General features: G+C 71.8%; 23 protein-coding genes and 1 pseudogene. 14 read left to right on the top strand and 10 right to left on the bottom strand.

Features of this window, described 5'->3' with window-relative positions:
- The first annotated feature begins 22 nt into the window (after positions 1-22).
- Positions 23-658, top strand: a complete 636-nt coding sequence (locus tag PV963_RS19760; protein ID WP_274822069.1) for a TetR family transcriptional regulator — start codon at positions 23-25, stop codon at positions 656-658.
- A gap of 52 nt (positions 659-710) precedes the next feature.
- Here PV963_RS19760 and PV963_RS19765 read toward each other — a convergent pair whose 3' ends face one another.
- Positions 711-1,223 carry a nitroreductase/quinone reductase family protein gene (locus PV963_RS19765; protein ID WP_274817064.1) on the bottom strand — a complete coding sequence of 171 codons (513 nt, stop codon included), beginning with the start codon at positions 1,221-1,223 and terminating at the stop codon, positions 711-713.
- On the bottom strand, positions 1,220-2,401 hold the full coding sequence (locus PV963_RS19770) for an acyl-CoA dehydrogenase family protein (RefSeq protein ID WP_274817065.1): 1,182 nt from the start codon (positions 2,399-2,401) through the stop codon (positions 1,220-1,222). The genes PV963_RS19765 and PV963_RS19770 overlap by 4 nt, the downstream gene beginning before the upstream one ends.
- Before the next feature lie 141 nt (positions 2,402-2,542).
- Between PV963_RS19770 and PV963_RS19775 the strand changes: the two genes are divergently transcribed.
- Complete coding sequence (locus PV963_RS19775; RefSeq protein ID WP_274817066.1) at positions 2,543-3,712, top strand: thiolase C-terminal domain-containing protein; 1,170 nt, start codon at positions 2,543-2,545, stop codon at positions 3,710-3,712.
- A 34-nt stretch (positions 3,713-3,746) separates the two neighbouring features.
- Here the strand turns inward: PV963_RS19775 and PV963_RS19780 are convergent, their stop codons facing one another.
- On the bottom strand, positions 3,747-4,709 hold the full coding sequence (locus tag PV963_RS19780) for an IS481 family transposase (RefSeq protein WP_274817067.1): 963 nt from the start codon (positions 4,707-4,709) through the stop codon (positions 3,747-3,749).
- Positions 4,710-4,950: 241 nt separating this feature from the next.
- On the opposite strand from PV963_RS19780, the gene PV963_RS19785 reads away from it, so the two are divergent.
- Positions 4,951-6,327: a pyridoxal phosphate-dependent decarboxylase family protein gene (locus PV963_RS19785; RefSeq protein ID WP_274817068.1), complete on the top strand. Its 1,377-nt coding sequence runs from the start codon at positions 4,951-4,953 to the stop codon at positions 6,325-6,327.
- 71 nt (positions 6,328-6,398) lie between these two features.
- Here PV963_RS19785 and PV963_RS19790 read toward each other — a convergent pair.
- The 4 genes and pseudogenes from PV963_RS19790 to PV963_RS19805 all read right to left on the bottom strand — a co-directional run.
- Positions 6,399-6,584: pseudogene (locus PV963_RS19790) on the bottom strand (hypothetical protein); the annotation flags it as partial.
- A gap of 102 nt (positions 6,585-6,686) precedes the next feature.
- On the bottom strand, positions 6,687-7,238 hold the full coding sequence (locus PV963_RS19795; protein WP_274817069.1) for a GNAT family N-acetyltransferase: 552 nt from the start codon (positions 7,236-7,238) through the stop codon (positions 6,687-6,689).
- A 34-nt stretch (positions 7,239-7,272) separates the two neighbouring features.
- Complete coding sequence (locus tag PV963_RS19800; RefSeq protein WP_274822309.1) at positions 7,273-7,455, bottom strand: hypothetical protein; 183 nt, start codon at positions 7,453-7,455, stop codon at positions 7,273-7,275.
- A 58-nt stretch (positions 7,456-7,513) separates the two neighbouring features.
- Positions 7,514-7,798, bottom strand: coding sequence for a GNAT family N-acetyltransferase (locus PV963_RS19805; RefSeq protein ID WP_342456437.1), 285 nt, complete (start codon positions 7,796-7,798; stop codon positions 7,514-7,516).
- Here PV963_RS19805 and PV963_RS19810 point away from each other — a divergent pair.
- The 8 genes from PV963_RS19810 to PV963_RS19845 all read left to right on the top strand — a co-directional run bounded on the left by PV963_RS19810 (position 7,726) and on the right by PV963_RS19845 (position 13,843).
- Positions 7,726-8,469: a hypothetical protein gene (locus PV963_RS19810; protein WP_274817071.1), complete on the top strand. Its 744-nt coding sequence runs from the start codon at positions 7,726-7,728 to the stop codon at positions 8,467-8,469. The genes PV963_RS19805 and PV963_RS19810 overlap by 73 nt on opposite strands.
- 183 nt (positions 8,470-8,652) lie before the next feature.
- Positions 8,653-9,525, top strand: coding sequence for an NAD(P)H-binding protein (locus tag PV963_RS19815; RefSeq protein WP_274817072.1), 873 nt, complete (start codon positions 8,653-8,655; stop codon positions 9,523-9,525).
- A 110-nt stretch (positions 9,526-9,635) separates the two neighbouring features.
- Complete coding sequence (locus PV963_RS19820) at positions 9,636-10,085, top strand: DoxX family protein (protein WP_274817073.1); 450 nt, start codon at positions 9,636-9,638, stop codon at positions 10,083-10,085.
- Complete coding sequence (locus PV963_RS19825) at positions 10,085-10,486, top strand: Zn-ribbon domain-containing OB-fold protein (RefSeq protein WP_274817074.1); 402 nt, start codon at positions 10,085-10,087, stop codon at positions 10,484-10,486. Before PV963_RS19820 ends, PV963_RS19825 begins: the two co-directional genes overlap by 1 nt.
- Positions 10,487-10,517: 31 nt before the next feature.
- On the top strand, positions 10,518-11,147 hold the full coding sequence (locus PV963_RS19830; RefSeq protein ID WP_274817075.1) for a GNAT family N-acetyltransferase: 630 nt from the start codon (positions 10,518-10,520) through the stop codon (positions 11,145-11,147).
- A gap of 39 nt (positions 11,148-11,186) precedes the next feature.
- Positions 11,187-12,062 carry a GNAT family N-acetyltransferase gene (locus tag PV963_RS19835; RefSeq protein WP_274817076.1) on the top strand — a complete coding sequence of 292 codons (876 nt, stop codon included), beginning with the start codon at positions 11,187-11,189 and terminating at the stop codon, positions 12,060-12,062.
- A gap of 47 nt (positions 12,063-12,109) precedes the next feature.
- Positions 12,110-12,778: a HEAT repeat domain-containing protein gene (locus tag PV963_RS19840; RefSeq protein WP_274817077.1), complete on the top strand. Its 669-nt coding sequence runs from the start codon at positions 12,110-12,112 to the stop codon at positions 12,776-12,778.
- Positions 12,779-12,784: 6 nt separating this feature from the next.
- Positions 12,785-13,843, top strand: a complete 1,059-nt coding sequence (locus tag PV963_RS19845; protein ID WP_274817078.1) for a HEAT repeat domain-containing protein — start codon at positions 12,785-12,787, stop codon at positions 13,841-13,843.
- Positions 13,844-13,864: 21 nt separating this feature from the next.
- Here the strand turns inward: PV963_RS19845 and PV963_RS19850 are convergent, their stop codons facing one another.
- Positions 13,865-14,530 carry a pyridoxine/pyridoxamine 5'-phosphate oxidase gene (locus PV963_RS19850; protein WP_274817079.1) on the bottom strand — a complete coding sequence of 222 codons (666 nt, stop codon included), beginning with the start codon at positions 14,528-14,530 and terminating at the stop codon, positions 13,865-13,867.
- Between the two features lie 27 nt (positions 14,531-14,557).
- A complete protein-coding gene (locus PV963_RS19855) occupies positions 14,558-14,983 on the bottom strand; it encodes a pyridoxamine 5'-phosphate oxidase family protein (RefSeq protein ID WP_020272162.1) in 426 nt (141 codons plus the stop codon).
- 225 nt (positions 14,984-15,208) lie between these two features.
- Between PV963_RS19855 and PV963_RS19860 the strand changes: the two genes are divergently transcribed.
- Entirely contained in the window at positions 15,209-16,423 is a 1,215-nt protein-coding gene (locus PV963_RS19860; protein ID WP_274817080.1) for a flavin-containing monooxygenase, read from the top strand.
- An 8-nt stretch (positions 16,424-16,431) separates the two neighbouring features.
- Here PV963_RS19860 and PV963_RS19865 read toward each other — a convergent pair whose 3' ends face one another.
- The gene (locus PV963_RS19865; protein WP_274817081.1) at positions 16,432-17,061 is read right to left on the bottom strand and encodes an endonuclease/exonuclease/phosphatase family protein; all 630 of its coding nucleotides are present in this window, start codon (positions 17,059-17,061) and stop codon (positions 16,432-16,434) included.
- 235 nt (positions 17,062-17,296) lie between these two features.
- Here PV963_RS19865 and PV963_RS19870 point away from each other — a divergent pair, with 235 nt between their 5' ends.
- Positions 17,297-19,525, top strand: a complete 2,229-nt coding sequence (locus tag PV963_RS19870) for an acetate--CoA ligase family protein (protein WP_274817082.1) — start codon at positions 17,297-17,299, stop codon at positions 19,523-19,525.
- On the top strand, positions 19,522-20,319 hold the full coding sequence (locus PV963_RS19875) for an enoyl-CoA hydratase/isomerase family protein (protein WP_274817083.1): 798 nt from the start codon (positions 19,522-19,524) through the stop codon (positions 20,317-20,319). The genes PV963_RS19870 and PV963_RS19875 overlap by 4 nt, the downstream gene beginning before the upstream one ends.
- Positions 20,320-20,354 lie beyond the last annotated feature (35 nt).

Below are 20,354 nucleotides of genomic sequence, written 5' to 3' on the forward strand. Positions count from 1 at the left end.
AGCTGACGGCATGACAGGACAAGTGCGTACCGTCGACGGCCGCGTGGCCGGTAGGCGTGGGCAGGCGACCCGGCAGAAGCTGCTCGACTGCCTCAGCGAGATGCTCAGCTCCTCCCCGTACCGGGACGTCAAAGTCATCGATGTCGCCCGGAAAGCGGGCACTTCGCTAGCGACCTTCTACCAGTACTTCCCGGACGTCGAGGGCGCCGTCCTGGAGATCGCCGAGCAAATGGCGACCGAGGGCGCCGCGTTGACCGAGCTCCTTCAGGACCGCTCCTGGGCCGGCAAGGCCGGCTGGCAGACGGCGCAGGAACTCGTCGACGGGTTCCTGGAGTTCTGGCGCAAGAACGACGCGATCCTCCGGGTCGTCGATCTCGGCGCCGCCGAGGGGGACAAGCGGTTCTACAAGCTCCGGATGAAGATCCTCAACTCGGTGAACAACTCCCTCGCGGACTCCGTCGCCGAGCTCCAGGCCAAGGGCAGGGTCGACAAGGACGTGAACCCGGCGGCCATCGCCGGTTCGCTGGTCGCGATGCTCGCGGCCGTCGCCTCCCACCAGAAGGGCTTCTCCTCCTGGGGCGTGAAGCAGGCCGAACTGAAGCCGAACCTCGCGCTGTTGGTGCATCTGGGCGTCACGGGCAGGAAGCCGACGAAGTAGCCCGGCGCAGCAGCCTTTTTCTTCCCCCAAGTCCTGTCTGGCAGGCGGCGGTTCACCCGAGTGGACCGCCGCCTGTTGCGCTCTGCCGCTCCGCGTGCTTCCGAACGATCCGGAAGACCCGAATCTCCCGCTCCACCCGGCGCTGGTACGCGGCGTACGGCGGCCAGAACTCCACGACCGCCTTCCACACCGCCGCCCGCTCCTCGCCCTTGAGCAGCCCGGCCGTGACCGCGATGTCCTCGCCCCGCCAGTTGATCACGGCGTCGGGACGGGCGAGCAGGTTGTGGCTCCAGGCGGGATGGCCGGGCCGGCCGAAGTTGGACCCCATGAGAATCCAGCTGTTCCCGCCCTCCTCCGGCATGCAGGCGAGGGGGGTACGACGCGGCAGGCCGCTCCTCGCCCCGGTCGAGGTCAGCACCACCCCCGGCAGGAGCTGCGCGCTGAGCAGTACTTTTCCACGCGTGAGCCGGTGCACGGCCCGGTCGAGGGCCGGGAGGACGTACGGTGCCACGCGCGCGAACCCCCGCCTGGAGGACACCTTCTGCACGAACCGCACGCCCCTCATCGGCCGGCCTCCTCGAAGACGTGTGCCGCCTCGGCGGCGTGGGCCCGCAGCCGGTGCACCGGCCCGAACAGCAGCTCGTCGCCCGCGGCACGCTTGAAATACAGGTGGACCTCGTGCTCCCAGGTGAAACCGATGCCGCCGTGCAGCTGGATCCCCTCGGCGGCGGCACCGCGCAGGGCCTGAATCGCCTGCGCGAGGGCGAGGCCGCCCACCCGCTCCCCCTGGGCTGTGGCCCAGGCCGCGTAGTACGCCGCCGAGCGGGCCGCCTGCACCTGGACGTACGCGTCGGCCAGCCGGTGCTTGACCGCCTGGAAGGAGCCGATCGGCCGCCCGAACTGCTCGCGTTGCCCGACGTACTCGACGGTCCGCTCCAGCACCCGGCCGGCGGCGCCGACGGCCTCGGCGGCGAGACAGGCGGCGGCGGTGTCGCCGAGCCGGGCGAGGGCGGGGAGGGCCTCCTCGCCGTCCGGTCCCAGCAACTCGGCGGTTGTGTCTCGCAGTTGCAGGCGAGCTTGCGGACGGGTCACGTCCAGCGCGGTCTGCCGTACGCGGGTGAGACCGGCCGCGTCACCGCGCACGAGGAAGAGCAGTACACGGGAGCGGGCGAACCCCCCGGCGTGCGCGGCGACCACGAGCAGCTGGGCACTGTGCCCGTCGAGGACCTGGTCGACCTGCCCGTACAGCCGCCAGCCACCGTCGGCCTGCCGGGCCTGCACGCCCCCGGCCCGCCCGCCGCCGGCCCACTCCCCGCGCCGGTCGTGGCCGGTGAGTCCGAGGGCGGTGGTGAGGGCGGGACCCGGTACCGCGAGAGCTGCGGTGAGTGTGCCGGAGGCGATCCGCGGGAGAAGGTCGGCCCGCTGGGCGTCGGTGCCGAGGGCGAGCAGCAGCGGTGCCGTGAGGACGGCCGTGGCGAGCAGGGGCGAGGGGGCGAGGACCCGGCCCGTCTCCTCGCAGGCGAGGGCCAGCTCGGTGACCGAGCAGCCGACACCGCCGTGGGTCTCGGGGAGGGCCAGTCCGGGCAGGCCGAGCTGTTCGGCGAGGGCGGTCCACAGGGCCGGGTCGTACCCGGCCGGGGTGTCGACGGCGGCCCGCAGCTCCTCGGGGCCGCACCGCTTGTGGAGCAGTTCGCGCAAGGTGCGGCGGATCTCGTCCTGTTCGGCGGTGAAGCGGGCGTCCATGGGGGTACCACCTCCGCATCTGACGGTGCGTCATATTAGGGCGGAGCGCCGGGGATGCCCAGAGCTCTGCCGTGGTTGTGCGCGGGGTATCCGATGCTCGGGGGATCCGAAGCACCGGATATCTGATGTACCGTCAGATTCATGGTTGCCCGGAGGAAAGTGGCAGTCGTCGGCGTGGCCCTCTCGGACTGCGGCCGCGTGGACGACGCGACCCCGTACGCGCTGCACGCCCAGGCGGCCCGGCGCGCCCTGGCCGACGCGGGCCTGGACCGCTCACTGGTCGACGGCTTCGCCTCGGCGGGCCTGGGCACGCTGGCCCCCGTCGAGGTCGCCGAGTACCTGGGCCTGCGCCCCACCTGGGTCGACTCCACCTCCGTCGGCGGCTGCACCTGGGAGGTCATGGCGGCCCACGCGGCGGACGCGATCGCGGCCGGGCACGCGCGCGTGGTGCTGCTCGCCTACGGCTCGACGGCCCGCGCGGACGTCAAAGCGGGCCGCCGCACGGGCACGCTGTCCTTCGGCACACGCGGCCCCCTCCAATTCGAAGTCCCCTACGGGCACACCCTGATCGCCAAGTACGCCATGGCGGCCCGCCGCCACATGATCGAGTACGGCACGACGATCGAGCAGCTGGCGGAGGTGGCGGTCCAGGCCCGGGCCAACGCGGCCCTGAACCCGGAGGCGATGTTCCGCACCCCGGTCACGGTGGACGAGGTCCTGGCCGACCCGGTGATCGCCGACCCCTTCACCAAGCTGCACTGCTGCGTGCGTTCCGACGGCGGGGCGGCGGTGCTGCTGGCGGCGGAGGAGTACGTACGGGACTGCCGTACCGCGCCGGTGTGGGTGCTGGGGAGCGGGGAGTACGTCTCGCACGCCGCGATGTCCGAGTGGGCGGACTTCACGGTGTCGCCGGCGGCGGTGAGCGGACGGCTGGCCTTCGAGCGGGCGGGCGTACGGCCGGAGGAGATGGACTTCGCGGAGATCTACGACGCGTTCACCTACATGACCCTGGTGACGCTGGAGGACCTCGGCTTCTGCGGGAAGGGCGAGGGCGGGGCGTTCGTGGAGAAGGCCCGGCTGCGGGTCGAGGGCGGAGAGCTCCCCGTGAACACCGACGGGGGCGGGCTGTCGGCTCAGCATCCGGGGATGCGGGGGTTGTTCCTGCTGGTGGAGGCGGTGCGGCAGTTGCGCGGGGAGGGCGGGGAACGGCAGGTGCGACGGCGTGGCGACGGGTCGCTGCCGCGGCTGGGGGTGGCGTCCGGGACGGGTGGGTGGTTCTGCTCTTCGGGGACGGTGGTGTTGGGGGTGTGACAACGTGTCCCAGGGATGTCGTTTGGATCAGGCCCTAGTTGTGCTGTTCGGAGAGGTTGGTGACGCGGCTGGCTGGGGTGTGGCCGCTGATGCCGGTGTGGGGGCGGTGGTAGTTGTACCAGTCCAGCCAGTCGGGGAATGCGGCCTGTCGTTCGGCGTCTGAGGTGTAGGGCTGGTGGTAGGCCCACTCGTCGAGCAGGGTGCGGTGGAAGCGTTCGACCTTGCCGTTGGTCTGGGGTCGCCAGGGTCGGGTCCAGCGGGGGCTGATGCCCAGGTCGTGGCAGGTCTGGCGCCAGGTGTTCTTGGTGTAGGACCAGGCGTTGTCGGTCAGCACCCGTTCGATGGGGACGCCTCGGGCGGCGAACCAGGCCGTGGCCCGTCGCAGGAAGGTGGCGCAGGTGGCGGCGGTCTCGTCGGGCAGGTCTTCGGTGTAGGCCAGGCGGGAGTGGTCGTCCAGGGCAGTGTGCAGGTAGGCATATCCGGTGCCGTTGCGGCGGTCCTGGTTGGCCCGGCCGGCTGCGCGGCCGAGGACCTTGTGGCCGCCGCCGTCGGGGATGCGGCCGAGCTTCTTGACGTCGATGTGGACCAGTTCGCCCGGCCGGGCTCGTTCGTAGCGGCGCACGGGTTCGCCCGTGGCCCGGTCGGTGGCCGCCAGCGCGGGCAGGCCGTGACGGTGCAGGATCCTGTGGGCAGTGGAGGCGGCGATGCCGGTGCGGGCGGCCAGCCGCACCGGTCCGATGCGGTGCTCGCGCCGCAGCCGCACGACCTGTCGTTCGACCGCGGCCGGCGTCTTGCGCGGGCTGTGATGCGGACAGCTGGAGCGATCGTGCATCCCTGCTGCCCCGTGCCTGCGGTAGCGGTCTGCCCAACGGGCGGCGGTGGTGTGGCTGACCTGGAAACGTTCCGCGGCCCGGCGCAGGGGCCAGCCGTCGTCGACGACACACCGGGCCAGACGCAGCCTGCCGGTCGACGTCAGCGGGGCGTTACGGTGGAACAACGAGGGCCTCCTGGCAGTCGGGTAGATGTCGCAATCCACACCGAAACCAGAGGCCCTCGCCTCGTTCAAGGACCGCTCAGGGCGTGTCGCCTGTCACCAACGTCCCCGAACAGCACACCTAGTCGTACTGCCAGGCCGTAGAGCTTCCCGTCCGCGGGGCAGCGGTACCGGAGGAAAAGGCAGTCCAACTTCCTCCCATTGGCCGTTCCCAACCGCTCGGAGGGGTGGTTACGGTCCGGCCATGGACGAGCTGACCAGGATCTTCCATCACGCCGCCGAGCACGCCGCCGCCTTCCGCCGCTCGCTGCCCGAGCGACCGGTGGCGCGGCCCGTCGACCATGCGGCCTTGCGCGCCGCGTTCTCCCGCCCCTTGAACCGCTCGCCCACCGACCCGCTCACGGTGGTCGACGAGTTGGTGGCCGCCGCCGAAACCGGACTCGTCGCCACAGTGGGGCCGCGGTTCTTCGGGTTCATCGTCGGCGGGGCGCTGCCCGCGGCCACCGCCGCGGAGATCCTCGCCGCCGGGTGGGACCAGAACGCCTTCAACGCCGCGCTCTCGCCCGCCGCGCTCGCCGCGGAGGAGGCGGCGGGCGGCTGGCTGAAGGAACTGCTCGGCATCCCCGCCACGGCCTCCACCGGGTTCGTCACCGGTGGGCAGGCGGCCAACACCGCAGGTCTCGCGGCAGCCCGGCAGCATCTGCTCACCGAGGCCAGCTGGGACGTCGGGCACAAGGGTCTGGGTGGCGCCCCGCGCCTGCGGGTGGTCGCGGGCGAGGAACGCCATGCCACCATCGACCGCTCGCTGCGGCTGCTCGGCCTGGGCACCGGCTGCCTGGAGACGGTCCGCACCGATGGACGCGGCGCTCTCGACACCGACGACCTGCGCCGCGTGCTGGCGTCCGACCCGGGCACGCCGGCGATCGTCTGCACCCAGGCGGGCAACGTGAACACCGGCGCCTGCGACGACCTCCGTACCGCCTGCGATCTCACCCACGCCCACGGCGGCTGGGTGCACGTCGACGGCGCTTTCGGCCTGTGGGCGGCCGCGAGCCCGGCGATCCGCCACCTCGTCGACGGCGTCGAGCTGGCCGACTCCTGGGCCTGCGACGGTCACAAGTGGCTGAACGTGCCCTATGACTGCGGCTACGCCTTCTGCTCCCGCCCCGCCGTCCACGCCGACGCTCTGTCGTACACCGCCTCTTACCTCACCCGCGCCGACGGCACTGCGGCCGGCGGCGCCGACTACACCGCCGAGTCCTCCCGCCACGCACGCGGCTTCGCCACCTGGGCGGCGCTGCGCGAACTCGGCCGTGCCGGCGTCGCCGCGCTCGTGGACCGCTGCTGCTCCCTCGCCCGGCGCTTCGCCGACGGCCTGTCCGCGGCGGGCTACGAGGTGGTCAACGACGTGGTTCTCAACCAAGTCCTCGTCAGCTTCGGCGACGACGCCCGCACCGACCGCATCGTGCAGGCGGTGCAGAAGGACGGCACCTGCTGGATGGGCGCCACCACCTGGCGCGGCCGACGGCTGATGCGCATCTCGGTGTCCGGCCACAACACGACAGAGGCAGACGTCGACCAGTCGATCGCGGCGATCGTGCGGTTGGCGCGGGCGTCGTGATCCTGGCGGCCCTCACCAGGCCACGTCGCGCACCACGCCGACGCTTCTGTCATGGCTCCAAATCCTCGGGCTCAGCGGCCTGCCTCGGGGACCGTCTGCTGTCCGCGTCCGCTCGCCGGGGCGCGCGTGTCGGTCAGTCGGTGGCGCGGATCATCAGTGAGGACCGGTGAGGCCGGGGACGGCTGGCTGTGGCCGATGTCCTCGTACCCCCACGACCGGTACAGCGCGTGGCCCTTTCCGTCTCCGGCCGCGGGGTGACTGCACGTCAGGCCGGTGCGTGAGTCGGTTCCTGTTCCTCGCGTCCACAAGAGTCTCCTCCAGTTGGGTTTCGTTGATCGGCGGGGGCAAGGGTGCCTCGTCTAGCGCAGCTCGCGAATCATGCAGTCGTACAGCGGCGCCTCATCCCATGGGTGGGATACGCCGACCTTTCGGTATCCCCATGCTGCGTAGGCGGACTGCGCCGGCGCGGCCTCCGGCTCGGGCCGCACGGTCACCGTGCCCCGTTCGACGTCCAGGCCGTCGAGGAGCCGCGCATGCAGCTCGGCGGCGATGCCTCGCCGCCGCCACGACTTCCGTACGGCCAACTCGATGATGACGAACGTGCGGTGGCCCTCCTCGCGTGTGAACTCCTCCGGCAGCTCGATGCCCTGGAGGTTCTTCCACCAGCGGGTGTCAGGCGCGAGGTAGTAGCCGTACGTGAAGCCGATGACCTCGCCTCCGTGGCGGGCCAGGACGAGACGGAAGCCGCGCCGTTGGGCGCGCGCCTGAAAGTGATCGATGAACTCGGCGACGTCGCGCGGACCCTCGCAGTACGGCGGCTCGGCGTATACCTCCTCGTAGGCGGGGAGGAAGGCGTCGAGTTCGTGGGCGCCGCCCGGACCGTCATGCCGCTCGTACGTCACCTCGGCCATCACACGGCTCCCTTCAGCTGGGTGATGTACTCGGTCAGCGCACGGCTTCTGCGCCAGCGCCGAACTCGTCGCCGATCTTCAGCACGCGCAGCAGGCGCGCGGCATCCGGCGGTACCGGGCTTTCGGTGTCCAGCCACTCCCGCAGCCGCTCGATGGTCCTCCAGGTGCTCGCGTCCAGCGTCGTCTCCTCCAGTCGTTCAGGCGCCCCTGATGGCATCGTGGCGGGGGGTAAGGCCGCGGGCCGCCAGGCGCCCCCGGCATAGTCCGCCCCTTCGTCAGTCCGCGTCCTCGACACGGAGAAGCAGCAGATCGAAGGCCGGGCCATCGGGTGTGTTCCTGTACACGCCCGCATACCTGTAGCCCAGCCGCGCGTAGAGGTCCTGGCCGCGCTGGTTGGAGGTCAGTGCGAGCAGTGAGGACCACTTCGGATTGATGCCATGGAGCAGCGCGGTGTGCAGCCGTGTGCCGATGCCCTGGGACTGCCACGGTGGGCGCACGGCCAGTTCGCACAGCCCCATCAGGCGCTCCGTGCGGGCGCCCTCGGGGACCTGGTCGACCAGGCCGGAGCCGAACCAGTAGTCGGCGCACTCCGCTGGTCCACGCCGGGGACGGCCGCGAGGGCCACCCGGACCGGGCCCCGTACGACCGGCTCATCGCCACCTGCGGCTTCAGCTCGGTCCCGTCGGCGTGGCTGGAGCAGGTGAAGCCCGCAGGCCTGATCGTGTGCCCGGTGGGCTGGGGCACGGTGCGCCTGGTCGTCGCCGCCGACGGCCGCGCCGAGGGCAGGTTCCTGCCCGTCGGCTCGTACTTCATGGCCGCACGCGACGCAGGCACCACCGGCACCCCGGCCCACCCGGGCAGACCGGACGCGACGAGCGGCCAAGTCCCGAGCCTGGACCTGAACGTCGTCGCCGGGGACGAGGCATTCCGCTTCATCCTGTCCCTCGTCGCCCCTGACACCGCGTTCGCCTTCGAGCGCGGCGACGACGGCCAGGTGACGGCCGTGGAACTGTGGGGCAGTGACGGCGCGTGGGCGCGTGCCGAGGCCGGCACCGTACGGCAGGCCGGGGCGCGCCTGCTGTGGGATGCGGTGGAGGCCGCGCACGAGCTGTACGTCGCGCACGGTCGGCCGGGCCGGGAGCGCTTCGGGGTGACCGTGACCGCCGAGGAACAGCGGATCTGGCTGGGCGCCCCGAGCCGACCGCTGCCTTGCGCCGCCGCGACGGACTGACTGACGGATTCCACGAATGCGTTCGCCGGGAGACTAGAGCCGCTTCCCCGCTTCCTGCCATTCTCGCCGCCGTGGCCGACAAGCGTGGTGTTGGACAGCTGCGTTCGTCGGTCGGCTCGACGTGGAACGGGGCTGTCTCGTGGTGAGGCGTCCCCGTGAACAGTGACGATCAGAGGGAGCATCATGGCGATCTTGGTGACGGGAGCCACCGGCAACGTGGGCCGGAACGTGGTCCGGCGACTCGTCGAGGCCGGCGCGGACGTGCGGGCTCTGACCCGCAACCCACGCCGGGCGGGGTTACCGGAGGGGGTGCGCGCATACGCGGGAGATCTCACGCAACCGGAGTCACTCACCGACGCGTTGAAGGGCGTCGACCGGATGTATCTCTTCCCGGTCGCCGAAACGGCCCGGGACGTGGTTGCCTTGGCCGCGCAGGCCGGCGTGCGCCGTATCGTGGTGCTTTCCTCCGGGGCTGTAACGGCGGGCTACGACAGCGACTTCCACTTGCCGGTGGAGCGGGCCGTGGAGGAGTCGGGCCTGGAGTGGACTCACGTGCGCCCCGGCGAGTTCGCGATGAACAAGCTCGCGCTGTGGGGCCCGTCCATCCGTGCCGAAGGCGTGGTGCGCGACCCCTACCCCGATGCGGCCTGGTGCCCGGTGCATGAGCAGGACATCGCCGATGTCGCGGCCCTGGCTCTGCTGGAGGACGGACACTGCGGACGGGCCTACACCCTCAACGGCCCCGACATGTTGTCGCATCATCGACAGGTCGAACTCATCGCCGAGGCCATCGGGCGCCCGATCCGCTTCGAAGTGGTGAGCCGGGAGGAGGCACGGGAGATCTACCGCAAGCAAGGAGGATTCGCGGCGGAGAGCGCGGATTTCCTGCTCGGTTTCGAGGACTATTCGGGCGGCGAGACAGACCAGCAGGCACCCGAGGAATTCGATCCGGCGGCGGCCGGCCCGGTACCCACAGCCGAGGAGGTCACCGGAGTCCCGGCTCGCACCTTCGCCCAGTGGGCACACGACCACGCCCGGGAGTTTCTCCCCGACTGACGGTGCCGCCCGCACTGGTGCGGTCGAGCGCCCCCTCCAGGGCTTGTTGCTCCCGCCATTTCTGACGTACCGTCAGATTCCTGTGTCGGCGGCAATGCGGGAGCATGGGCATGGACACGATCTGGCTCAGCGGAGCGGAATGGCTGGCCGTGCTGCGGATCGGGCTCGGGCTGTGGTGGCTGGAGAGCTGGCGGCACAAGGACCGCAAGGCCTGGTTCCAGAGGGGCAGCGGCATCGCGTGGGCGGCCGGGATAGCCGCCGAACACCGCTGGAGCGCCGTACGTTCGGGCTTCGACACGGTCGTCGCGCCCCGCCAGCGCGCGATGGCGTACGTCGTCGTGTACGCGGAACTCGCGCTCGGACTGGGCCTGATCACCGGCTTCCTCACCCCGATCGCCCTGGCCGGCGGGTTCCTCCTCAACGCCCTCTACTTCACCCTCATGGTCCACGACGTCGCCGAGCAGGGGCAGAACTCGATGATGGCGCTGATGTCGGTGGTCGGGCTGTTCGGGATGTCCTGGCAGACCTGGTCGCTGGACAGCACGCTGGGGCTGTTCTGATGGCCGGGCGTTTCGACCTGCCGGAGCCGGACGCCTTCACCCGGACGTACTGGGACGCGGCCGCCGAGGGCCGGCTGCTGATCCGCCGCTGCCGGGCCTGCGGCCGGGCCCACCACTACCCGCGCGAGTTCTGCCCCCACTGCTGGAGCGAGGACGTCGTCTGGGAGCCCGCGAGCGGCCGCGCCACCCTCTACACCTGGTCCGCCGTCCACCGCAACGACCTGCCGCCCTTCGCGGAACGCACGCCGTACGTCGCTGCGGTGGTCGACCTCGCCGAGGGGCCGCGGATGATGACGGAGGTCGTGGGGGCCGGGGAGTTGTCGGCCGGGGCGGAACTGGAGGTCGCCTTCCGGGAGGGGATCCCGGTGTTCCGGGTCGTGCCGGGCGCGGTCGGCGGGTGAACGGCATCACCCCACGCGCTTGAATGGCCCCATGGCCCCCATACGCGGCCGGTCCCTGACCGGCGCCCTCCCGGAAATCCACGGCCGCGGCCTCCGTCTGCGCCCCTGGGACGCCACGTCCGGCTCCGACGTCGAGACATGGCTGCGCGGCCTGCGGGACCCGGAATTCCAGCGGTGGAACACCCCGCTGATGCTGGTCGCGGACCGGACGAGCGCCCAGGAGTCGCTGCGCGCGCGGGCGCAGAGCGCGGCGGAGGGCACGTCCATGTCGTTCCGCGTCGCGGACGCCCGCAGCGACACGGCACTGGGCCACATCGGCGTCAACGAGATCAAGTACCACCTGAAGGTCGCCCGCGTCGGCTACTGGGTGCTCCCCGAGGCCCGCGGCCAGGGCGTGGCCACCCGGGCCCTCCTGCTCGCCGCCCACTGGGCCTTCACCGAACTCGGCCTGCACCGGCTGGAACTGGACCACGCGGTCGGTCATGACGCCTCGTGCCGGATCGCCGGGCGGTGCGGATTCGCGTACGAGGGGACCCTGCGCGGGGCGATCTTCGAGGAGGGCCGGTGCGACGCGTTCCGGGACGCCCACCTGCACGCACGGCTGGCGACGGATCCGCAACCGTATGCGGAACCGGATACGGGCCGAGAGCCCGGGGCGTAATTCGGAGGTGCCGTCCGGGCGCGGGCGGCACCATGGGGCATGCGCACCGACGACTGGCACCTCACCCGGGACCTCGACTCCTTCCTGACCCGAGCCGGCACCTTCCTCCACTCCCAACCGGCCCTGCACACCGTCGCGTTGACCGTCACGGAGAACCTGCGCACGCGCGGCCTGCACATCTACGGCGACGAGGCACCGGAGTTCGGCGTACTGGAACGGGACGGCGCGGTCCGGGCGACGTTCTTCCGCACACCACCGCACCGGCTGAACCTCACCGTCCTGACGGCCGAGGAAGCCGATGTGCTGGCCGCACGGCTGGCCGCCCGCGGGCAACGCCTGCCCGGCGTGCATGCCGACCGCGACACCGCCGGCGCCTTCGCCGAGGCCTGGCGGCGGCACACCGGCGCCACGGCCACGCTCCGACAGCGTCAGCGGCTCTACCGGCTCGGCACCCTGACCGTGCCCCGTCCCGTACCGCCCGGTGGGCCCCGCATCGCCGGTGAGGCGGATCGCGAGCAACTCATACGCTGGCACGAGGAGTTCGCCGAGGCCGTCGGCACGGGCACCGTCCGGGACACCGCCGAGTGGGCGGACGCCCGCATCGAGCAGGGCGGCATCACCTTCTGGGAGACCCCCGACGGCACCCCCGCCGCCATGGCCGGCACGACCCCCCAGGTCGCCGGCCAGATCCGCGTCGCTCCCGTCTACACCCCGCCCCACCTCCGCGGCCGCGGCTACGCGGGCGCCGCCACGGCCGAGGTCAGCCGCGCCGCCCTGGCCGCCGGAGCTCAGGAGGTGCTCCTCTTCACGGACCTGTCGAACCCGACCAGCAACGGCCTGTACCAGCGGATCGGGTACCGGCCGGTGGCGGACTTCGCGGTGTACGACTTCACAGGGCAGTCCGCGCCCGCTTGACCTTGACACAGTGACAAGGCCTTCACTGTGGCGAGGAGGTGGTCCCGATGACCATGCCGGAACAGGACACGGATACGGTTCGAGGTCTGCGGGCGCTGGAGGACAGCCGTTCGTCAGTGCGACTGCGGGCAGTGATGGAGATCGGCACGGCCCCTGACCCGCGGTGCGTCGGCAAGCTCGTCGAGCGATGCGCGATCGAGCCGGAGTTCCACGTCCGCGACATGCTTACCTGGGCGCTCACCCGCCACCCGGCGTCGATGACGGTCCCCGGGCTTCTCGATGAACTCCGCTCGGAGCGTGCGCAGGCACGAAGCCAGGCGTTGCACACGCTGTCCAAGATCGGGGATCGGCGGGCGTGGCCGGCGATCACACGGGCGCTGCTGACCGACCCCGACGACGAGGTGGCGCGGAGCGCCTGGCGGGCGGCGGTCGTACTCGTGCCCGAAGGTCAAGAGGCGGCACTGGCCGCTGTGTTGGCGACACAGCTCGGGCGCGGCGAGCGTGAGACACAGTTGAGTCTCAGCCGGGCGCTGATCGCACTCGGTGAGGGGATCATGCCGACCCTGCGCGCGGCGATGGCGGAACCCGCCCCTCGTGTGCGCGCGCACGCGTTCGCCACGGAAAGGCTGTTGCGCAACCCGGATGCGGGATTCGAGTTCGCGATCGAGGAGGCGAGGCGCGTCGTGGCCCTCGGCACGACCGGCCAGGAGGAGTGACAGGCAGTGTTGATCGGTGATGTGGCACGGCGGTCCGGGGTCAGCGCCCGCATGCTCAGGCACTACGACTCGCTCGGCCTGGTGCGGCCGACGGGTCGTACCGACGCCGGCTATCGCGAGTACTCCGGCGAGGACATCCGGCGGATCTTCCATATCGAGAGCCTGCGGTCGTTGGGGCTGTCGCTGCGTGACGTCGGGCGCGCGCTCGATGATCCGGGCTTCACGCCCGCAGAGCTCGTCGACGACCTCATCCGCCAGACGCGGGAACGCATCGCGGCCGAGACGGAGCTGCTCACGCGACTCAGCCGGATCGGTGCCGCGGAACCCGCCGGCTGGGAGGACGTCCTCCAGATCGTCGCACTGCTCCAGGCGTTGGGGTCGAAGAGCGCCGGGACGCGCCAGCGCGCGGCCTTGTCCTCGGTCGACGAGGTGCCGGTGGAAGCACTGGTCGAGGCAGCGCTGAGCGAGACGGACCCGAATGTCGCCGGAGCCCTTCGCTGGGCCTTGGCGCGATCGGGCGACGGCGGGCTGGCACTGCTGGCGGAGGGCCTCGGCGCACCGGAAGCCGAGGTGCGCAAACGTGCTGTCCGGTCCATAGCCGAGATCCCGAACGGCAAGGCGACCGCACTGCTGCGGGAGGCCCTCGCGAACCCCGACATCGTGGTCCGCAGGTATGCGGCTCTGGCGCTCGGGGCACGTGGGGTGGCCGACGCGGTCCCGACGCTCATCGACATGATCGTCGAGGAGACGAACGACGTCGACGCAGCCGACGCGCTGAGCGCGCTGGCGAGTGATCCCGCGTCGGCGGATCAGATCGCTGCCAGGCTCGTCGACCGCCTCGCCCACGGCACCGTCGACTCGTCCGCACGTCGCCGGCTGACACAGGCGCTCGCCGACATCCCGGGCAGCACGGCGTCAGATGCCCTCGCGGATCTGTCCCACGACGAAGACCGTGCCGTTGCGCTCACGGCGGCATACATTCTCGGGATCCGCACCGCGCGACAGCGGAACTTCCGTCCGGATCCGCCCATCGAGTACGCGGAGGGCGAGGGTGCCGCTGGGTGACACCCTGGACCTCAGGTCCGTTCACGGCCACAGCAGTTCCCGTGCCCACCCTTCCCCTGTGCTCCGATAGCGGAGCCGTACGTGCCGTCGCGCCGCGTCTCCCTGGAAGAACTCGACCTCCTCGGCCCGCAGCCGGTACAGCGTCCAGGACGGCACCGGTGTCTGCGGCTCCCGCGCGGCCCGTTCCCACGCCGACTCCGAGGCCCGCGCCAACTCCTCCACCGAGCCCAGGATTTCACTCTGCCGGCCGGTCAGGGCCGCGGCCAGCGCGCCCGTCGAGCGGGCGTGGAGGTCGCCCTGGGCCTCCTCGGACGGGGCGGCCGACACCGGGCCGCGGACCCGTACCTGGCGGCCGAGGACCGGCCAGTAGAAACCGAGCGCGGCGTACGGGCGGGCGGTGAGGTGGCGGCCCTTGCGGCTGCCGGCGTGGGACGCGAAGGACCAGCCGGTCTCGTCGGCGCCGTGCAGCATGACGATCCGTACGTCGGGCAGGCCGGACTCGTCGGAGGTCGCCAGCGACATGGTGTGCGGCTCGCTCTGCCCGGCCGCCACCGCCGCCGCGAACCACTCGGTGAAGAGCGGCAGCGGGGCGGCCGGGGCGCTCGTCGGGTCGAAGGAGGGGAGTTGCGTGACCTGCGGGTCCCAGACCCGCAGTGACCTCAGCAGCTCGTGAAGATCCGTTGCCATCCCCCGATTGTCACCCCGGGATGCTCCTCACACCTGCCCGAGGTCCGACGACACCCACCGCTCCGGCCGCATCCGCAGCACCAGCTGTTCTCCGTGGTTCTTCCAGGAGAAGTCGACGTAGCCGTCGACCTTGTCGGCCGGCAGATAGCGCGCCGACATCTCGCGGAGCTGGTCGAGGGTGGCGGGGGCCGTGTCGACGACCGGGCCCTCGACCGACACGTACCGGATCGTGGGTTCGAGCCGGTCCACCATCAGCGAGAACCGGCCCGCCGCGCTGATCAGTCCGTACTTGCGGGAGTCGAGGGCGGTCAGGATCCAGATGTCGCCGCCGGGCTCGTACTGGTACCAGATCGGCACGGTCAGCGGCGCGCGGCCCGGCCCCGCGTCGACCGCCAGTGCGGCGATGTGCGGCTCGGCCAGGAACTGTTCGCGCTCTTCTCGGGTCAGGGCCATTCCGGTCTCCTTCGCAGGGCTGTTCCGGTCTCCGTCGGTGTCATCTCAACACCCGTTCGTCGCCCGGGTGTTCCCGTGACCCATCAGGAACGATCACCAGCTCGCCACAACCGGACCCCCTGCGACACCAGCCCCACCCCGTCCCCCTACAGCCGTGATCAATCCGAAACCAATTCCGGTCTTGACCGAGACCCATCAAGCGGGTCCGTGGCTACGCTCCCGCTCATGGCCGACTCCACTCCCCCCACACACTCCTCCGCACACCCCGCACCCGACCGCCCCGTCTACGTCGTCGGCGGCGGCCCCGGCGGACTCTCCGCCGCCTACGCGCTGCGGGCCCGGGGCATACGGGCCGTCGTCCTGGAGAAGTCCGACCGTGTCGGGGCGTCCTGGCGCGGCCACTACGACCGGCTGCACCTGCACACCACCCGCCGCCTGTCGTCCCTGCCCGGGCTGCCGATGCCGCGCCGGTTCGGGCGGTGGGTGTCCCGGGACAACGTGGTGCGGTACCTGGAGAAGTACGCCGAGCACCACCGGCTCGAAGTCGTCACCGGCGTCGAGGTGTCCCGCATCGAGCGCGCACCCGACGGCACGGGCTGGCTGCTGCACGCCACCGGCGGCCGGGAGCTGACCGGCGCGGCGGTCGTCGTCGCCACCGGCTACAACCACACGCCCCGCGTGCCCGACTGGCCCGGCCGCGACACGTACCCCGGCGAGTTCCTGCACGCCTCCGTCTACCGCAACGCCGAGCCCTTCGCCGGGCGCGAGGTCCTCGTCGTGGGCGCCGGCAACACCGGAGCCGAGATCGCCGTGGACCTGGCGGACGGCGGCGCCCGGGTACGGCTGTCCATCCGCACCGTCCCGCACATCGTGCGCCGCTCGACCGCGGGCTGGGCCGCGCAGTACTCCGGCGTCATGGCACGGCACCTGCCGGTCGGCCTCGTCGACCGGATGGCCCGGCAGATGGGCAGACTGAGCGTGCCCGATCTGTCCGCCCACGGCCTGCCGCGCCCCGACACCGGCCTCTACTCCCGGGTCGCCGAGGGCGCCATCCCCGTCCAGGACGTGGGTCTGATCGACGCCGTGCGCAAGGGCAGGGTGGAGGTCGTGGCGGCCGTGGAGGGCTTCGAGGACGGCAAGGTCCTGCTCGCCGACGGCACCCGCCTCTCCCCGGACGCCGTGGTCGCGGCCACCGGCTACACCCGGGCCCTGGAGGACCTCGTCGGCCACCTCGACGTACTCGACGCCCGCGGGAGGCCCGTCGCCCAGGGCCCCCGCAGCCCGCGGACCGCCCCGGGCCTGTACTTCACCGGCTTCACCAACCCGATCAGCGGCATGTTCCGCGAGATGGCGATCGACGCGGTGAGGATCGCGAAGGCCATCGCGCGGGAGGGTTCGGGGAGCGTGGCGCGACTCCCGGGCCAAGCGGACACCGCCTAGGCCTGTCGTCAGCTCCCTTCCGCCCACCGGCCCGGAGGGTGACCGGGCAGCGTCAGGTCGGCGACCAGGCCGTAGTGGTCGCTCGCGTACACGCCGTTCACAGGTTCCACCAGGACTCGCCGGCATGCGGAGACATGCAGGGTGGGGCCGTGCGGGCCGCACCGGAGCAGGATGTAGTCGATACGGCGATCCGAGGCCTCGGGCATGTCCCCCTGTCGCACGAGCGGGTTGGCCGGGCTGAACGTGGGGCCCGGTTCACCGGGGTGCACGGCCGGCCAGGTGTCCTGGAAGCAGACGCTCATGCCGTCGAGCGACTGGAACCCCTGGAGGAACCGCAGGCTGGCGGCCTCAGGGGTCGCGTCGAAGTCGCCGAGCAGGACGGTGTGGCGCACGGGGCGTTCGGCGACGACGCCGTCCACGAGCCGGGCGGTGGCGAGCGCCTGCAACTCCCGTTCGTGCTCGTAGCCGTAGGGCCAGCTCGGCTTGTGATGCACGACGAGGATCGTGCCGAAGGGTTCGGGAAGCCGTAGCTCGGCGACGACTCCGCACCAGCTGGTGTGCGCCGTACGCTCGGTCACCTGGAGCGTGTCCGTCACGGTGTGCCCGAAGGGGCGGCGGGCGGCCAGTACGGCCCCCACACCGTCGGCAGACCAGCGACGTGCCAGCCGGCGTCGACGAGGGCCGCCACGTCCTCGCGCGTGACTTCCTGGAGCGCGATGTCATCAACCGCATACCGGTGCTCGCCTCACTCACTCACTCTCACTCTCACTCAGCGGGAACTTCGCTCGTCCCCAACCATTCCTGACATCGCGTCAGTTCGGATAACCTGACAGAGCGTCAGTTAACGGCTGTCTCACAGGAGCGGGCGGAACGATGCTTGGATCGACCCACGGCACCCTCACCACCGACTCCCGCCGGACCCGGGCCATCGCCTGTGGCGAGCGGTCCGGGCCCATCGTGCACGGCCATCCGGCCCGGCTGGGAGACCTCGACGTCAGCGGGCGCCCGCTGCACGCCGACGTACCCGACCTGGACCGCTTCTTCCGCCCGCGGTCCGTCGCCGTGATCGGCGCGTCCGATGCCGAGGGGCGCCCCCACACCGGCATCACGCGGCAACTGGCCGACTGGGCCGAGCTGGTCGGGGCCCGGCTGTATCCGGTGCATCCGAGCCGGCCGTCCGTCTTCGGCACGCCCTGCTCCCCTTCCGTCGCCGACCTGCCCGAGCAGGTCGATCTGGCCGTCGTACTGGTCGGCGACCCGCTGCCGGTCGTCGAGGAACTGGCCGAGGCCAAGGCACGGTTCGCGGTCGTCTTCGCCTCCGGATTCGCGGAGACCGGGCCGGAGGGCGAGGCCGCCCAGCGGCGACTGTCCGCCGCCGTCGAGCGGTCAGGGATGCGGCTGCTGGGGCCCAACACCAACCTCAACGCCTTCCAGCGGTTCCGCGACGACCTTCAGGGGCCGGCGATCGCGCTGATCACCCAGTCCGGCCACCAGGGCCGCCCCGTCTTCGCCCTCCAGGAACTCGGCATCCGGCTCTCCCACTGGGCGCCCACCGGCAACGAGGCCGACCTGGAGACCGCCGACTTCCTCTCCTACTTCGCCGAGCAGCCCGAGGTCGGCGCCATCGCCTGCTACCTGGAGGGGCTGAAGGACGGCCGCTCCTTCCTGCTCGCCGCCGACCGGGCCGCCCGGCGCGGCGTGCCGGTCGTCGCGGTCAAGGTGGGCCGCACCGAGACCGGCGCCCGCACGGCCGCCTCCCACACCGGCAAGCTGACCGGCGCGGACGCGGTGGTGGACGCGGCGCTACGGCAGTACGGCGTGATCAGGGTCGACGGGCTCGACGAACTCCAGGACACGGCAGCCCTGTTGGCCCGGGCCCGCCCGCCGCGCGCCGACGGGGTCGTCGTCTACTCGATCTCCGGCGGCACGGGCGCGCACGTCGCCGATCTGGCGACCGAGGCGGGCCTGCGGCTGCCGGTCCTGTCCGAGGCCCGGCAGGCCGAGCTGCACCAGTGGATACCCGAGTACCTGAGCGTCGCCAACCCCGTCGACAACGGCGGGCACCCGGTCGGCGACCGGCGCGGCCGCAAGATCATCGACGCGATCCTCGACGACCCCGAGGTGGGCGTGCTCGTCTGCCCGATCACCGGGCCGTTCCCCCCGCTCAGCGACCGCCTCGTACGGGACCTGGTGGACGCGGCGGAGCAGACGGACAAGCTGGTGTGCGTGGTCTGGGGATCACCGGTGGGCACCGAGCCGGCCTACCGCGAGGTCCTGCTCGGCTCCTCCCGCGTGGCCACCTTCCGCACGGTCGGCAACTGCCTCACCGCCGTCCGCGCCTACCTCGGCCACCACCGCTTCAGGACCGGCTACCGCTCCCCCTTCGACGACGCCCCGCGCACCCCCTCGCCGTCCTACCGCAAGGCCCAGGCGCTCATGCGACCCGGCGAGCAGCTCAGCGAACACGCGGCGAAGCAGTTGCTGCGGGCGTACGGCATCCGCGTGCCGCGCGAGCAGTTGGTGACCAGCGCGGCGGCGGCCGTACGGGCGGCGGGACAGGTGGGCTACCCGGTGGTGATGAAGGCCTCGGGCGCCCGGATCGCCCACAAGACCGACCTGGGCCTGGTGAAGATCGGGCTCACCTCGGCGAGCCAGGTCCGCGACGCCTACCGGGAGCTGACCGACATCGCCCGCTACGAGGATGTCCCGCTGGACGGCGTGCTGGTCTGCCAGATGGTCGAGCAGGGCGTCGAGATGGTCGTCGGAATCACGCACGACGACCTGTTCGGGCCGACCGTGACCGTCGGGCTCGGCGGCGTGCTCGTGGAGGTCCTGCGCGACACGGCCGTAGGCGTGCCGCCGTTCGGTGAGGAGCAGGCGCGGGACATGCTCGCCGGGCTGCGCGGGCGACCGCTGCTCGACGGGGTCCGGGGGCGGCCGCCGGCGGACCTGGACGCGCTCGTGGAGGTCGTCCTGCGGGTGCAGCGCATGGCGCTCGAACTCGGGGACCAGGTGGCGGAGTTGGACATCAACCCGTTGATGGTCCTGCCGCAGGGGCAGGGCGCGGTGGCGCTGGACGCGCTGGCGGTGTGCGGCCGATGACGGAAGCCGCCGTCCTGCACACGACGGGCGACCACGTCCTGTCCATCACCCTCAACCGGCCCGAGACCCTCAACGCCCTCACGCCCGACCAGCGGGACGAGATCGTGCGGCTGCTGTCGGAGGCGTCCGCGTCGGCGGAGGTACGAGCGGTCGTGCTCACGGGAACGGGGCGCGGTTTCTGCGCCGGCGCGGACCTCAGAGGCACCGCCGCCACGACGACCGGCGAACGCGTCGCCGGGGATGTCGCGCGCACCCTCCGCACCGGCGCCCAGCGCCTGATCGCCGCCGTCCTGGACTGCGAGAAGCCGGTGCTCGCGGCGGTGAACGGCACGGCGGCCGGGCTGGGCGCGCATCTCGCCTTCGCCTGCGATCTCGTCCTCGCGGCCGAATCCGCCCGGTTCATCGAGGTGTTCGTGCGGCGCGGACTGGTCCCCGACGGCGGCGGCGCCTACCTCCTGCCCCGCCTCATCGGTCCGCAGCGCGCCAAGGAACTGATGTTCTTCGGCCACGCGCTCACGGCGACCGACGCCGAGCGGATGGGCCTGGTGAACCGGGTCGTCCCGGACGGCGACCTGGACAAGACGGCACGAACCTGGGCCGAACGCCTCGCCACCGGCCCGACCCGCGCCCTGGCCCTGACCAAGCAGCTCGTCAACGCCTCCCTCGACGCCGACCGCGCCACCGCCTTCGCCGCCGAGGCCGCCGCGCAGGAGATCAACATGACGACGGCGGACGCGCGGGAGGGCGTACGGAGCTTCGTGGAGCGGCGCAGCCCCGTGTACGAGGGTCACTGAGCCTTCCCATCTGACGCTTCGTCAGCTTGAATGAC

The organism is Streptomyces coeruleorubidus, assembly GCF_028885415.1.
Taxonomy (GTDB): Bacteria; Actinomycetota; Actinomycetes; order Streptomycetales; family Streptomycetaceae; genus Streptomyces; species Streptomyces coeruleorubidus_A.

Excerpts from the sequence above, each read along its gene's own strand:
- PV963_RS19835 (WP_274817076.1), top strand. The coding sequence starts at position 11,187 with ATGCGCACCGACGACTGGCACCTCACCCGGGACCTCGACTCCTTCCTG.
- PV963_RS19800 (WP_274822309.1), bottom strand. The coding sequence starts at position 7,455 with ATGCCATCAGGGGCGCCTGAACGACTGGAGGAGACGACGCTGGACGCG.
- PV963_RS19875 (WP_274817083.1), top strand. The coding sequence starts at position 19,522 with ATGACGGAAGCCGCCGTCCTGCACACGACGGGCGACCACGTCCTGTCC.
- PV963_RS19775 (WP_274817066.1), top strand. The coding sequence starts at position 2,543 with ATGGTTGCCCGGAGGAAAGTGGCAGTCGTCGGCGTGGCCCTCTCGGAC.
- PV963_RS19770 (WP_274817065.1), bottom strand. The coding sequence starts at position 2,401 with ATGGACGCCCGCTTCACCGCCGAACAGGACGAGATCCGCCGCACCTTG.
- PV963_RS19850 (WP_274817079.1), bottom strand. The coding sequence starts at position 14,530 with ATGGCAACGGATCTTCACGAGCTGCTGAGGTCACTGCGGGTCTGGGAC.
- PV963_RS19830 (WP_274817075.1), top strand. The coding sequence starts at position 10,518 with ATGGCCCCCATACGCGGCCGGTCCCTGACCGGCGCCCTCCCGGAAATC.
- PV963_RS19870 (WP_274817082.1), top strand. The coding sequence starts at position 17,297 with ATGCTTGGATCGACCCACGGCACCCTCACCACCGACTCCCGCCGGACC.
- PV963_RS19825 (WP_274817074.1), top strand. The coding sequence starts at position 10,085 with ATGGCCGGGCGTTTCGACCTGCCGGAGCCGGACGCCTTCACCCGGACG.
- PV963_RS19820 (WP_274817073.1), top strand. The coding sequence starts at position 9,636 with ATGGACACGATCTGGCTCAGCGGAGCGGAATGGCTGGCCGTGCTGCGG.
- PV963_RS19785 (WP_274817068.1), top strand. The coding sequence starts at position 4,951 with ATGGACGAGCTGACCAGGATCTTCCATCACGCCGCCGAGCACGCCGCC.
- PV963_RS19795 (WP_274817069.1), bottom strand. The coding sequence starts at position 7,238 with ATGGCCGAGGTGACGTACGAGCGGCATGACGGTCCGGGCGGCGCCCAC.
- PV963_RS19765 (WP_274817064.1), bottom strand. The coding sequence starts at position 1,223 with ATGAGGGGCGTGCGGTTCGTGCAGAAGGTGTCCTCCAGGCGGGGGTTC.
- PV963_RS19840 (WP_274817077.1), top strand. The coding sequence starts at position 12,110 with ATGACCATGCCGGAACAGGACACGGATACGGTTCGAGGTCTGCGGGCG.
- PV963_RS19815 (WP_274817072.1), top strand. The coding sequence starts at position 8,653 with ATGGCGATCTTGGTGACGGGAGCCACCGGCAACGTGGGCCGGAACGTG.
- PV963_RS19860 (WP_274817080.1), top strand. The coding sequence starts at position 15,209 with ATGGCCGACTCCACTCCCCCCACACACTCCTCCGCACACCCCGCACCC.
- PV963_RS19855 (WP_020272162.1), bottom strand. The coding sequence starts at position 14,983 with ATGGCCCTGACCCGAGAAGAGCGCGAACAGTTCCTGGCCGAGCCGCAC.